This window comes from Paenibacillus algorifonticola, assembly GCF_050481745.1.
Taxonomy (GTDB): Bacteria; Bacillota; Bacilli; order Paenibacillales; family Paenibacillaceae; genus Pristimantibacillus; species Pristimantibacillus algorifonticola_A.
In genome coordinates this window covers 14,701-26,485 of sequence record NZ_JBCNGR010000037.1, presented here as the reverse complement: position 1 = coordinate 26,485, position 11,785 = coordinate 14,701, and the positions used below count along the sequence as shown (strand labels likewise).

11 protein-coding genes and 1 riboswitch are annotated in these 11,785 nt (G+C 50.9%); of the genes, 8 read left to right on the top strand and 3 right to left on the bottom strand.

What is annotated here, in order from left to right; translation table 11 throughout:
* Positions 1 to 22 precede the first annotated feature (22 nt).
* Together ABEW34_RS26875 and ABEW34_RS26870 are read left to right on the top strand one after the other, a co-directional pair.
* Positions 23 to 1,207, top strand: a complete 1,185-nt coding sequence (locus ABEW34_RS26875; RefSeq protein WP_430163274.1) for a hypothetical protein — start codon at positions 23 to 25, stop codon at positions 1,205 to 1,207.
* A 21-nt stretch (positions 1,208 to 1,228) separates the two neighbouring features.
* Entirely contained in the window at positions 1,229 to 1,969 is a 741-nt protein-coding gene (locus tag ABEW34_RS26870) for a nucleotidyltransferase family protein (RefSeq protein WP_430163271.1), read from the top strand.
* Between the two features lie 87 nt (positions 1,970 to 2,056).
* Here ABEW34_RS26870 and ABEW34_RS26865 read toward each other — a convergent pair whose 3' ends face one another.
* From ABEW34_RS26865 to ABEW34_RS26855, 3 genes are all read right to left on the bottom strand, one after another.
* Positions 2,057 to 3,160, bottom strand: coding sequence for an NADH:flavin oxidoreductase (locus ABEW34_RS26865; protein WP_430163268.1), 1,104 nt, complete (start codon positions 3,158 to 3,160; stop codon positions 2,057 to 2,059).
* Between the two features lie 86 nt (positions 3,161 to 3,246).
* Positions 3,247 to 3,558, bottom strand: coding sequence for an ArsR/SmtB family transcription factor (locus ABEW34_RS26860; protein WP_341282115.1), 312 nt, complete (start codon positions 3,556 to 3,558; stop codon positions 3,247 to 3,249).
* A 181-nt stretch (positions 3,559 to 3,739) separates the two neighbouring features.
* Positions 3,740 to 4,858, bottom strand: a complete 1,119-nt coding sequence (locus tag ABEW34_RS26855) for an NADH-dependent flavin oxidoreductase (RefSeq protein ID WP_430163266.1) — start codon at positions 4,856 to 4,858, stop codon at positions 3,740 to 3,742.
* 129 nt (positions 4,859 to 4,987) lie between these two features.
* Positions 4,988 to 5,186, top strand: a riboswitch (cobalamin riboswitch).
* A gap of 168 nt (positions 5,187 to 5,354) precedes the next feature.
* On the opposite strand from ABEW34_RS26855, the gene ABEW34_RS26850 reads away from it, so the two are divergent.
* The 6 genes from ABEW34_RS26850 to ABEW34_RS26825 all read left to right on the top strand — a co-directional run bounded on the left by ABEW34_RS26850 (position 5,355) and on the right by ABEW34_RS26825 (position 11,372).
* Positions 5,355 to 6,983 carry an ABC transporter substrate-binding protein gene (locus tag ABEW34_RS26850; protein ID WP_430163264.1) on the top strand — a complete coding sequence of 543 codons (1,629 nt, stop codon included), beginning with the start codon at positions 5,355 to 5,357 and terminating at the stop codon, positions 6,981 to 6,983.
* 1 nt (position 6,984) lies between these two features.
* Positions 6,985 to 7,926: a nickel ABC transporter permease gene (gene nikB, locus ABEW34_RS26845; protein WP_430163261.1), complete on the top strand. Its 942-nt coding sequence runs from the start codon at positions 6,985 to 6,987 to the stop codon at positions 7,924 to 7,926.
* Positions 7,923 to 8,741, top strand: coding sequence for an ABC transporter permease (locus ABEW34_RS26840; RefSeq protein ID WP_430163258.1), 819 nt, complete (start codon positions 7,923 to 7,925; stop codon positions 8,739 to 8,741). Before nikB ends, ABEW34_RS26840 begins: the two co-directional genes overlap by 4 nt.
* 5 nt (positions 8,742 to 8,746) lie before the next feature.
* Positions 8,747 to 9,835, top strand: a complete 1,089-nt coding sequence (locus tag ABEW34_RS26835; RefSeq protein ID WP_430163255.1) for an ABC transporter ATP-binding protein — start codon at positions 8,747 to 8,749, stop codon at positions 9,833 to 9,835.
* Positions 9,828 to 10,598 carry an ATP-binding cassette domain-containing protein gene (locus ABEW34_RS26830; RefSeq protein WP_430163253.1) on the top strand — a complete coding sequence of 257 codons (771 nt, stop codon included), beginning with the start codon at positions 9,828 to 9,830 and terminating at the stop codon, positions 10,596 to 10,598. The genes ABEW34_RS26835 and ABEW34_RS26830 overlap by 8 nt, the downstream gene beginning before the upstream one ends.
* 72 nt (positions 10,599 to 10,670) lie before the next feature.
* The gene (locus ABEW34_RS26825) at positions 10,671 to 11,372 is read left to right on the top strand and encodes a class I SAM-dependent methyltransferase (protein WP_430163251.1); all 702 of its coding nucleotides are present in this window, start codon (positions 10,671 to 10,673) and stop codon (positions 11,370 to 11,372) included.
* Positions 11,373 to 11,785: the final 413 nt, after the last annotated feature.

The following is an 11,785-nucleotide window of genomic DNA, read 5'->3' as shown; positions in this document are numbered from 1 at the left end:
CACAAAAAGAGGGGTGTACGAAATGGAGCATTTGGAACAACGGTTAAAGCTCAAATATCCTCAATTGCAGCATACGGTTAAAACGATTAAATCGCCGCTTCGTTTTTGTCCCTTCGGGGCTCATGTAGATCATCAAGCTGGAATGGTGGCCGGAATGACGCTGGATATTTCTGTGGATATGGTTTATGTGCAGAACGAAGAGGAGTATATAAGGGTTCAAAGCTTGGATTTCCCCGACGAGGAGTATTTTCATCTGGATCAGGTTCCGGCGATGGTGCCGGGATTTTGGGGCAATTATTTAAGAGGGGCCGTTATGGCCCTAAGAAAGAACCATATTTTAAAGCACGGTATTTATGCATTAGTTAGAGGCAGGCATCCTATTGGCGGCTTGAGCTCATCGGCAGCGGTAACGACCGCCTATCTTCTGGCTCTTTGCGACGTGAACGGGATTAAACTCCCGCAGCTTGAGCTAATCAACTACAGCCACTGGGTAGAAAACCATTTTATCGGGCTGAATAATGGCATACTGGATCAATCGATCAATATTTTAAGCCGTGAAGGCTATTTGACCGTGATGGATACTAAAACCAAAAGCTATGAGTTGATCGAAAGACCGCAAGCGATGCCGGAATTTGAGGTCGTTATTGTTTATTCTGGTGTGAGCAAGGCATTGATTGGGACCGATTATAACAATCGTGTCGATGAATGCAAAGTGGCCGCATGGCTTTTGCACGAGATGGCTGGCTTGCCTATGAAAAACCTGAAAGGGACCCAGCTCCGAGATATCGAGCATGAGGTTTATCAGAAGTATAAGTCGGGCTTGCAGGGCAGATTCCAGAAGAGGGCGGAGCATTTTTTTACCGAGAATGAACGGGTTAAGCAAGGCGCCGAGGCGTGGAAGCAGGGGGACCTGCAAAAATTCGGCAGCCTGATGCTTGAATCGGGGGAAAGCTCCATTCATAATTATGAATGCGGCTGTCCAGAGCTGATCAGCATTTTCCATATCCTTAAGCATACGCAAGGCGTATATGGAGCCAGGTTCAGCGGAGCGGGCTACAGAGGCTGCTGTATTGGTCTGGTGGACCCCGCATATAAGGAGCAGATCAAAGCCGCCATTGATGCACAATATCCAAAGCAGCATCCGGCGTATAAGGATTTGTATCAGGTGTGCTTCAGCAAAACCGATGATGGCGCGCGAATTATATAACTGGGGTTAGAAGCGAGGGGAATGCGAATGAAGGCCATTATTTTAGCAGCGGGTTACGCAACCCGCCTCTATCCTTTGACAAAGGACTTTCCAAAGCCTCTTCTGGAGGTTGGAGGCAGAGCGATCATGGATCATATTATGGAGAAAATCGAGAGGGTTAGCCTGATTGACGAGATTTTTATTGTGACCAATGCCCGTTTTTATAGCCAATTTGTAGACTGGGCGAGCCAATCAGACTACCTTAAGCCGATTAAAGTCATCGATGATTGGACAACAAGCAACGAGAACCGCTTAGGGGCAATTGCCGACTTGCAGTTTGTCTTGGAGCAGGCAAAGCTCGGCGATGAGCTTCTGGTCATGGCTGGCGACAATCTTTTTGATTTTGAGCTAGCCGATATGGTTCGTTTCTATCAAAGGGCGAGTACGGATACGATTGCAGCCCACGAGATAGAGGACATCGATTTTCTTAGGCGCACAGGTGTTATCCAAATCGATGCTAAAGGAAGAGTTATAGATTTTGAGGAAAAGCCGTCACAGCCCAAATCCAAGTTGGCCTGTCCTCCTTTTTATATTTACCAGCAGTCAACACTCCCTTTAATCAAGCAGTATTTGGCAGAGGGCAACAACCCTGACGCGCCTGGCAATTTTGTTCCTTGGCTGATTCGGCATAAGGAGGTTCATGCCTATAAGTTTGAAGGGAAGCGCTTTGATATCGGGACATTGGAGAGCTATCAAGAGGCGAGAGAGCTGTTCGCGAGGTAGAATGAGTAGATAAACATTAAAATGCCCAACTCCTCCAATCCGTGAAAAAGGAGGCGCTGGGCATTTATTATTTAGTAAAATCGTTTCTTAATGCAGCGTCTGTAGAGCAGCCGGTGTAAACGGAATTAATTCATCCTGTCGTCCTGCTTGGACTTTGTCTGCCCAGGCAGGATCGACAAGCAGGGCGCGGCCAACAGCTACAAGATCAAATTCGCCTGCATCCAGGCGTGAAGCAAGATCATCCACATTGGCGTTTTCTGCGCCTTTGCCTTCGGTAAAGAGGCTCATGAAATCGCCATCCAGCCCTACGGAGCCAACGGTAATCGTTGGTTTGCCGGTAAGCTTTTTCGTCCAGCCTGCAAAATTGAGCTCCGAGCCTTCAAATTCCGGCTCCCAGAAGCGGCGGGTAGAGCAGTGGAAAATATCTACGCCAGCTTCTACAAGCGGAGCAAGAAACTGTCCTAATTCCTCAGGAGTGCTCGCAAGCTTGGCTGTATACTCGGAAGATTTCCACTGCGAGAGGCGAATAATAATCGGAAAATCAGGTCCCACAGCTTGGCGGCAAGCTTCGATAATCTCGACCGCAAAACGTGTTCTCGACAGCATATCGCCGCCATAACGATCTGTCCGTTTATTCGTTTTCTCCCAGAAAAATTGGTCGATCAAATAGCCGTGCGCGCCATGGAGCTCAATGCCGTCAAAGCCAATCCGCTTTGCATCGGCAGCTGCTTGCGCGTAAGCTGCAACAAGGTCCTTAATTTCAGCCTCAGTCAAAGGCTCATTAACGACCTCACCCTCTGCGGTAACGCCGGAAGGGCCTATCGGCAATGCCTCTGGGTTCGGATGGGAGCCGACCTTGCGCGTTGTGCCAACATGCCAAATCTGTGGAACGATTTTACCGCCAGCCGCATGGACAGCCTCGACGACTTTCGCCCAGCCATTTAATGCAGCTTCGCCATGAAAGTTAGGGATGTTTGGATTATCGGTGGCAGCCGGATGGTTAATCAGCGTGCCCTCTGTCACAATTAAGCCAACGCCATTTTCGGCGCGGCGTCTATAGTAGGCGACAACATCTTCACCCGGAACGCCATTAGGAGAAAAACCGCGGGTCATAGGTGCCATTACGACACGGTTAGGCAGGGAAAGTGGACCTGCAGAGAACGGCTTGAACAACGATTGAATGGAACTCATGAATAAAATACCTCCTAATCGAATGAAAAATCTATAATTCTATAAAAATAGATATAAAAGCATGAAATGAACAGGCATAAGCATGGTTATAGCTCATCCTGAATCATTTCTTTGAAAAGCCGAATGTTAGCTTCATTGCGTCTGTAATAAGTGTGCTGTCCGATCCGCTTCGACTCCAGCAAGCCTGCTTTATGCATTTTCACTAAATAGCCGGATATAACGGATTGCGCAAGGCCTGATTTTTCAGCAAACGAACCGACACAGACGCCTCCAGCAAACTGACAAGCATCGGTTAGATGGCATTGAGGCCCGAAATGCTCTTCAGGTGTTTTCAGCCATTTTAAAATATGGTACCGTTTCTCGTTAGACACAGCTTTAAGTATTGATAAAGTATCCATGAGGATTAGTATATCTACTTTTATAGAAATGTCAAATTGTTATTTTGTAAAATATAGGAACGGGTATCGTAACGCGATCCGTTCTCTATATTTCTCGGTCAGAAACAAGCCGTGCCGCCAAAGGACGGCGACAGCCGTTTCACCTTGTGCTTATTTGTAAACGAATGGGTGGACTTTGCGCTTATTCCGTTATCGGAAACCAGCCCGGCGCATGTGTAATCGCTCCCCACAAGCCGTTCGGGATGACAAGACGCTCCTGATCCTGCTTGGACAGCGTAGTCACAATATCCTGCTCGTTGCCTTGCTTGATTTTCTCCGTCCAATCCGGATCGATAATGAGCTCGCGCCCAAGAGCGATGAACGGCACGCCGGAGTTTTTCGCTTGCAGAGCCTCTTCGGCAGTTGTGATGCCGCCTACACCGATGAACGGAATGTGCTCGCTGTATTTTTCGACGAACCAGGCCATGCGGCTTTGTGAATCCTGTTCGCCTCTGCGCGGCTTCGACCAGAAATCATTTAGCGACACATGCAAATAATCCAGCTTCTGCTCGATTAGAGCGTTAACCAAATGGTACGAATGCTCCATCGTCAAGCCTTCTTCTTCAGGCTCCTCGGGCGAAAAGCGATAGCCCACCAGAAATGGCTGTGGCGCCATAGCTGCCGCTTTCTGAACGGCCTCAACGACGTAGAGCGGGAAAGCCATCCGTTTATGGAGCGAGCCGCCCCAATCGTCGGTACGTATATTGGAAGCAGGGGAATAAAATTGCTGCAGCAGATAGCCATTGGCACCATGAATTTCTACGCCGTCAAAACCAGCCTCAATGGCGCGGCGGGTCGCTTCGCCAAAGTCTGCGATAATGGATTTGATCTCCTCCTCGGACAGCTCGCGTGGAACGATACCGCCTTCTTGCTGAGCAATGCTGCTAGCGCTCACGAGATCATCATTTGGCACTAGACCAGGGAAGCAGGATCTTCCGCCATGAAAAATTTGCAAAATCGCCTTCGCGCCGCGGCTTTTAATCGTATCAGCCAGACGCTTGAGGCTTGGGATCATTTCGTCGGTATCCGCTCCAAATTCGCCCGGGAAGCCTTTGCCGTTGCGGCTTACGTAGACGCACGCTGTAACGACGATGCCGGGCCCCGCACTGCGACGACTGTAGTAGGCGAGCTCATCATCAGGCACGGTACCGTCCGGATTGGACGAGCAGGTTGTCATGGGCGCCATGACAATACGGTTATGTACGGACATGCCATTCGCGAAAGTGAATGGTTCAAATAAAGGCTGAAATTGTGGTTTCATCAGTCGTTCCCTCCAGTTACGAAATGCTATGTGCTTTATTTTATATCAGATAATTACAAAAGGAAAGCGGAGTGGAAAGGTTGCTTAAATGAAAGGTCTGGTATATAATCAACCAGATTTGCAAACAACTGAAAAATTGTGGGAATAAGGTGCAACAGCTGCGGCTGGAGCTTAAAAGGGAAGTTCGGTGCAAAACCGACGCGGTCCCGCCACTGTTACGGATTAGCTGAAGCTACAAGGCCACTGATCTCGCTTTTGCGGGATTGGGAAGGCAGCTTCCAGCACAATTTCCGGTAGCCAGGAGACCTGCCTGTTCTGACAACACTGCAGTAACCTACGGAGGATGGGGAAGTGTTAGCGCGCATGCTTATTTGCTATGATGGAAAATAACAATAACAGGCCGCTCTATCTTTCCTATGACTGGAGGTAGAGCTGTCTTTTTTTTGCGGATTTTTGCAGGAAGATGATTTTGCTAGAGGGAGAGGAAATAGAGTAGATGAAACGTACACAAACGGCAAAAAACAAAAAAACAATAGGTGTTTTATTTAGCCTATGCTTGCTGCTGGCGCTAATGGGGTGCAGTGGTGCTAACGGTTCCAATGAATCGGGCAGCAATAATGGACTGTCGCAGCAGACTGCATCTCCGTCCGCCTCTACAGCAGCTGCTTCTGAAGAAATCGTGCTGGCTGCGCCGCGGGATTTAGCACCAGGACCACAAGATGCTTATTACACAAGCACTATTCTATACGTATGGGAGCCGCTGATTGCCGCTTCCGAGGATGGCAAGCCTGCTCCGAAGCTGGCGGAAGCGTGGGAAATGTCTGCTGATGGCAAGGAATGGACCTTCATGCTGCGCAAAGGCGTGACCTTCCATGATGGAGCGCCATTCAATGCAGACGCGGTGCTTGCAAATTTTGCCCGTTACAAGCAAGTGAGTCCGAAAAGCTCGCCGTTCTATACGCTCGACATTAACCATTCATACCCAAGCCTTCAGGAAGTCGTGAAGGTTGATGATAGCACGATTAAGCTTGTTTTCGACAATCCGCAGCCGACGCTGCTGTATGCAATGATCAACTTCTCAAGCCCGATGTACAGCCCAAATAATTTTGACGAAAATGGCGACTTTAACGGTCTGCCGCAAGGGACAGGCCCTTTCAAGCTTGTGCAGCATGAGAAGGATCAATTTTCACTGCTAGAGGCTTATGATGGTTATTATGGCGAAAAAGCAAAAGCTCAAAAAATCCGCGTCCGCGTCATACCGGACCCAGATACAAGGCTTGCTGCCTTAAAATCTGGCGAGATTATGGGCGTCATGGATTTGGGAGCTATTCCTCCAGCCCTTGCCGAGGAGCTGCTGAAGGATGAACGCTTTGCTGTATCCACGGCAAAATCGACCATTTCCCATTACCTGCATCCGAACGGTGCCAAACCACCATTCAATGATGTGAAAATGCGTCAGGCGCTGAGCATGATAATTGACCGCGAGCAGTTGGTGAAGGAGCTGTATTTGGGCTATCCGACCGCTACGGCGAACATTTTGAATGCGACATCGCCGTTTTACAAGGATATTCCTGTCGTCCATGATTCAGAAAAAGCGATCGCCCTGGCGCATGAGGTGCTTGGCGACAGCAGGCAGGCGGTTACGCTAATTGTGCCTACCTATGGTCTTGATCGTTATCCGTATAAAGCGCAAGCCGAGCTGCTTCAGGCTGTGCTTCAAGAGTTGCAGCTGGACGTAACGATTCAAATATTGGATGGTGCGGCTTATAAGGATGCGCAGGCACAGGGGAACTTCGACCTGGCAATGGCCATTCAGGGGCTGCCGAACGGCGATCCTTATTCGATTTTGAATAATTATATGGCTAGCGAGGGCTCAAGCAATAAAAGCTATACGCTCGGTTACAGCAACACCCATGTAGATGAGCTGTTGAAGCAGGTGAACACGACGCTGGATATGGATGATCGCACTGCGATTTATAACGAGCTGCAGGATATTGCAGCCGAGGAATTGCCGACGATTCCGCTGTTTAATGATGTGAGCTTAATTGCGTACAGCAAAGAAATTACCGGGTACGGGGCACTTGTGTATGGTACAACGCTGCCGCAGCTGGAGCGGGTGCAATAAGATGGCCTATTTCATTCGGAGGTTGGCGGCGGCGGTTCCCGTCCTGATTGGCATTACGTTTATAGCCTTTGCCTTAAGCGTCGCCTCTCCGGGTGACCCGGCTGTCGAGCTGCTGAGCATGAACGGCTTTAGCCAGCCGACCGAAGAGCAAATTGCTTTGAAAAGAGAAGAGATGGGGCTGAATGAGCCGCTGCTCGTTCAATATGGCCATTGGTTATCAAAGGCGCTGCAAGGTGATCTTGGCACGTCTTATATGACGAAGGAATCGGTTAGCGGCGAGCTGCTGCGCCGCCTGCCAGCAACATTAAGCCTCTCTTTGTTAGCTGTCCTGTTTGCCGTCCTGCTTGGAGTGCCATCCGGCATGCTCATGGCGATTCGACGCAATCGGCTGTTCGATCATATCGGCAGGGCGCTTGCGCTGATTTTGGTTTCCATTCCCGGATTTTGGCTGGCGATCCTGCTCATTGCCTTATGGTCGGAGAAGCTGCAGCTGCTCCCAACTAGCGGCTATGGCACCTGGAAGCATCTGCTTATGCCAGCAGCGGTGCTTGCTTCCGGTACAGGCGCCATATTGATGCGGCTGACGCGTGCGGCGCTGCTGGAGGAGCTGAATAAAGATTATATGCTGACAGCCCGAGCGAAGGGGCTGCGTGAGAGCTTCATTGTGCTTCGGCATGCGCTGCGCAATGCTTGCATACCGCTGCTCACGGTCATAGGCAGCTATTTTGGAGCGATTGTTGGCGGCTCCGTTATCGTGGAAGTTATATTTGCGGTGCCGGGCATCGGGCGCTTCGCCATGGACGGCATTTTTCGCAGAGATTATCCGGTCATTCAAGGCTATGTCGTATTTACCGGTCTCATCTACGTGCTGTTTAATTTGGCAACGGATTTATGTTACGGGCTCGCTCATCCGCAAATCAGGCTGGGAGGGAAGCTGCGATGAAGATATCCGATGGGGTGAATGCGGGCGTACTTGCCTTCATTCTGCTTGTCAGCTTGCTGGCACCTCTGCTTGCTCCTTATGACCCGAATCAAATAAATATGGCGGAAAGGCTTGCGCCGTTGTCCCCCGCACATTGGCTAGGAACGGACACGCTGGGAAGAGATGTGCTGAGCCGCATTTTGTATGGTGGAAGGATGTCGATCTTGCTTGCGGTTGTTGTTACGCTTGCTACAATGCTAGTCGGCCTGCTGCTGGGCACCATTAGCGGTTATGCTGGCGGTTGGATCGATGAAGCGATTCAAATTGTCGTTAGCATTTTTCAAGGGCTGCCGGGTCTTGCCCTTATGCTGGCCATTGCAGGTACGCTCGGTCCTGGGGTGAAAAGCCTGTTTGTTGCGCTGCTCTTCACCTCATGGGCGGATTTCTCCCGGGTCGTGCGCGGCGAGGTCATGAAAATTCGCGAAGAAAGCTACGTGGAAGGCATCCGTGCTTTAGGAGCGGGCCATGCGTATATTATTGGCAGGCATATGCTTCCGAATTTGTTAGGGCCGCTTATCGTGCTGTTCACCATTCGAATTGGGCGAGTTATTTTATCCATCGCCTCGCTTAGCTTTCTCGGTCTAGGCTTGCAGCCGCCAGCGGCAGATTGGGGAGTGATGGTGAATGATGCCCGGCCGTATTTTCGCAGCTATCCGCATCTGATGATCGCTCCCGGACTTTGTATAGCCGCTGCAACACTATGCATCAACTGGCTGGGTGACGGCCTTCGGGATAAGCTGGATACACGGACGGAGAAAGAGCATTCGCTGCTGTAGGAGGAATGAAGTTGAGCGAAACGCTTATCGTAATCAAGCAGCTTAATGCATCCTTTCAGACAAGGGAAGGGCTGGTGCAGGCGGTAGATGGGGCCTCGCTTGAGCTGAAGCGTGGCCAAATTTTTGGACTGATTGGCGAGACCGGGAGCGGCAAATCGGTGCTGGGCCTGTCGCTGGTGAGGCTGCTTCCCGCACAGGCTTCCGTCAGTGGAAGCATCCTGTATAAAGGCAAGGATTTGCTAAAGCTGAGCCCAAAAGAAATGAGGCAAATACGGGGGAGGGAAATCGCCCTCATCCCGCAAAATCCGGCAAGCTCGCTCAATCCGGTGATGACGCTGGGCAGTCAGCTGCGCGAGGCGATTCGCGCTTATGCAGGTAGAGCGGGGAACAAGCAGCTCAACTCGCAGGCTGCTGGTCTGCTGCATGCCATGAATATGCCGGATGCAGAGCAGCAGCTGCGGCGTTACCCTTTTCAGCTGAGCGGTGGAATGAAGCAGCGTGTATTGGCGGCAATGGGACTTGCCGGGAGCCCGTCTATGCTTATAGCCGATGAGCCCACGAAAGGACTTGATGCTTTAATCCGCGTCCAGGTGACGGAAATGCTGGCAAATATGGCGAGGCGCACAGGTGCGGCGCTGCTGCTCATTACGCATGATCTGGATGCAGCGCGGGTGCTTTGCGATGAAGTGGGCGTCATGTATGCCGGTCAAATCATTGAGCAGGGGCCAGCGAAGGAGCTGTTTGCCCAGCCGATGCACCCTTATACGCGCGGATTAATTGCATCTATGCCCAGTAGAGGAATGATACCGATAGCTGGAACAGCGCCAAGTTTGACGGATATGCCTGCTGGCTGCAAGTTTTATGAGCGCTGCAGTTTTGCGATGCTGCGCTGCAAAGCCGAGCAGCCTGACTTGTACAAGGCAGCTCACACCGACATAACGAATAAGGCAGTTGACCAAGTAGGCGGCATGGCTGAGGGTCAGCAAGCAGCCGCCCAGCACACAGCCATCCTGCATACAACTACAACCGCACCGTATAAAACCGCACCGCATACAACCGTCCCACACAAAGTGAGGTGCTTCCTTTATGCTTGAAATTATTGAGCTGCACAAACGATACCGCAGCAGCTGGCTAACAGGCAAAGGCCATCAGGCGGTGGAACCAACAACCTTTCATATTGCTGAAGGAGAGTCACTGGGGCTGGTTGGGGAGAGCGGCAGCGGAAAATCAACGCTTGCACGGCTGCTGCTGAAGCTGATTTCGGCTGATGGCGGCCGTATTTTATATAGAGGAACCGATATAAGCGGGTATTCGATGAAGCAGATGAGGCCGCTGCGCCGGGAGCTGCAAATCATGTTTCAGCATCCGCACTCCGCGCTTAATCCCAGGCGGACGCTGCTGGAAAGCCTGCTAGAGCCGGTACTGCTGCATAGACTCATGAATAAGGCAGCAGCCAGGGAGAAGGCATTTGAGCTAATCGAGGTTGTAGGGCTGCGGGCAGAGGTGCTGACGCGGTTTCCCCATCAGGTAAGCGGCGGGCAAATTCAGCGAATCGTCATTGCCAGGGCCTTGATGCTGGAGCCGAAGTTTCTTGTACTGGACGAGCCGACGTCGATGCTTGACGTTTCGGTACAGGCGCAGGTTACCCAGTTGCTCCAGCGCATCCACAAGGAATATGGGCTGACTTATTTGTTTATTTCGCATGATTTGGAGCTGGTGCGTCATATGTGCGATCGAATTGCGGTTATGCAAGCGGGACGTATCGTTGAGCTTGACGAGAGCGAGTGTATAATGGAGCGCCCACAGCATCCTTATACGCAGCAGCTGGTGAATGCTTATCAAGCTTTCTCGCAATGACGATCATAGTCCTCATGCTAATCAATCGTTCAACTTATATAGACTCTGCAATAGGAAAGGAGCGTGTGTGGTATGAAGGAATGGTACAGCGAAGCTGGCTTGACGCCAGCTGATTACTGGACGCTGGCATGGGAGCAGGCAGCCCAAAGCGATTCCCGTGTCAGCAGCGATGCCGAGGAGGAAAGCTACTGGCAGCAGCATGCGCCTGTTTATGATGAACGCAATCCGCTTGCGCCTTATACGGCAGACCTGATGGGCACCGTTATAGCAAGCTTGCAGAGCGAGGATGAACTTATCGAAGTAGGCCCGGGAACGGGCGGATTTACGCAGCTGCTTGCTCCATATGTGGGCAAGCTTACTGTTGTGGAGCCTTCGGCGGCGATGTATGAAATACTGGCAAGCAGCTGGGAGCAGTCTGGTTTGGTCCAAGCCGTGCCGGAGGCGATACGAGCGAAGTGGGAAGAGGCTTCGGGGCTGGCTTGTGATGTGCTGTTCAGCGCCAATGCCTTTTACCGGATTCGCGATATGAAGGAGAGCCTTGCCCAGATGAATCTTACTGCGAGAAGGCGCGTTTATCTCGTGCAGTCGATCGGGCTGCCCTTTGCCCATCCGCTGCGGGTTATGTATGGCGGAAAGCAGCTGGAACGCAGCCGCGCACAGGTGATTTGTGATATTTTGCAGGAAATGGATATCACCTATCAAATGGAAACGTTCGCTGTGCAGCGCAAAAGTGGGGCGATTCATGATGTTGCCCTGATTTCCTGGGATACGTAGCGCACCAGACATTGCATACTATACCATAGAGTACAAGTTGAAAAAGCAGCAGCATGGGAGCGAATATCGCTGGCATCTGCTGCTTTTTTTAAAATATAAGAAATGATAAGTTTCGCCCTTATAATGGAACGGGCTTATATTACTACGCGAAACGTTAGCTTTGCCGCCATAGGGCGGCGACAGCCGTTTACGCTTGAAATATAGGAAAATATATGATGATTCCATCCTTTCTCTATATTTCTACGCGAAACGTTAGCTTTGCCGCCATAGGACGGCGACAGCCGTTTACGCTTGTACGAAAGCATCTATTCCGTTTTACCCCGGATACTTGTCGATTTCTTGCAACTCAGAGTATAGTAATAACTTATAATGCATGTGCAGGCTCCTCTGGTGCTGCGCAAGGAGGGAGCCTG

Coding starts and splice junctions, on each gene's coding strand:
- ABEW34_RS26870 (WP_430163271.1), top strand. CDS start 1,229: ATGCGAATGAAGGCCATTATTTTAGCAGCGGGTTACGCAACCCGCCTC.
- nikB (WP_430163261.1), top strand. CDS start 6,985: ATGGCCTATTTCATTCGGAGGTTGGCGGCGGCGGTTCCCGTCCTGATT.
- ABEW34_RS26850 (WP_430163264.1), top strand. CDS start 5,355: ATGAAACGTACACAAACGGCAAAAAACAAAAAAACAATAGGTGTTTTA.
- ABEW34_RS26865 (WP_430163268.1), bottom strand. CDS start 3,160: ATGAGTTCCATTCAATCGTTGTTCAAGCCGTTCTCTGCAGGTCCACTT.
- ABEW34_RS26875 (WP_430163274.1), top strand. CDS start 23: ATGGAGCATTTGGAACAACGGTTAAAGCTCAAATATCCTCAATTGCAG.
- ABEW34_RS26830 (WP_430163253.1), top strand. CDS start 9,828: ATGCTTGAAATTATTGAGCTGCACAAACGATACCGCAGCAGCTGGCTA.
- ABEW34_RS26835 (WP_430163255.1), top strand. CDS start 8,747: ATGAAGTTGAGCGAAACGCTTATCGTAATCAAGCAGCTTAATGCATCC.
- ABEW34_RS26825 (WP_430163251.1), top strand. CDS start 10,671: ATGAAGGAATGGTACAGCGAAGCTGGCTTGACGCCAGCTGATTACTGG.
- ABEW34_RS26860 (WP_341282115.1), bottom strand. CDS start 3,558: ATGGATACTTTATCAATACTTAAAGCTGTGTCTAACGAGAAACGGTAC.
- ABEW34_RS26855 (WP_430163266.1), bottom strand. CDS start 4,858: ATGAAACCACAATTTCAGCCTTTATTTGAACCATTCACTTTCGCGAAT.
- ABEW34_RS26840 (WP_430163258.1), top strand. CDS start 7,923: ATGAAGATATCCGATGGGGTGAATGCGGGCGTACTTGCCTTCATTCTG.